We start from the raw sequence: 201 nt of genomic DNA, 5'->3' as shown, positions 1-201 counted from the left end.
ATTCTTTTATTTCACCAGCTTTATTCATTCCCATTTCAAGAATTAAGTACTGGCAGTTTTTTGGAGCTTTCAGAATTGTCAAAGGCAATCCTATATTATTATTTAAGTTACCTTCGTTTGCATGGGACACTCCATATTGCGATAAAACAGTGTGTAGCATATCCTTTGTAGTGGTTTTTCCGACACTGCCTGTAACTGCAA

General features: G+C 35.8%; 1 protein-coding gene. It reads right to left on the bottom strand.

Going from position 1 to position 201, the window contains the following annotated elements:
• Window positions 1-160: Mur ligase family protein (locus WG67_RS08730; protein WP_458695016.1), on the bottom strand; the 160-nt coding region annotated here is incomplete at its 3' end.
• Between the last annotated feature and the right edge of the window lie 41 nt (window positions 161-201).

This window comes from Wolbachia endosymbiont of Drosophila incompta (assembly GCF_001758565.1).
In the GTDB taxonomy this organism is placed as follows: domain Bacteria; phylum Pseudomonadota; class Alphaproteobacteria; order Rickettsiales; family Anaplasmataceae; genus Wolbachia; species Wolbachia pipientis.
The sequence above is the reverse complement of the archived record's forward strand: the minus strand, read 5'-3'. Positions and strand labels throughout refer to the sequence as shown.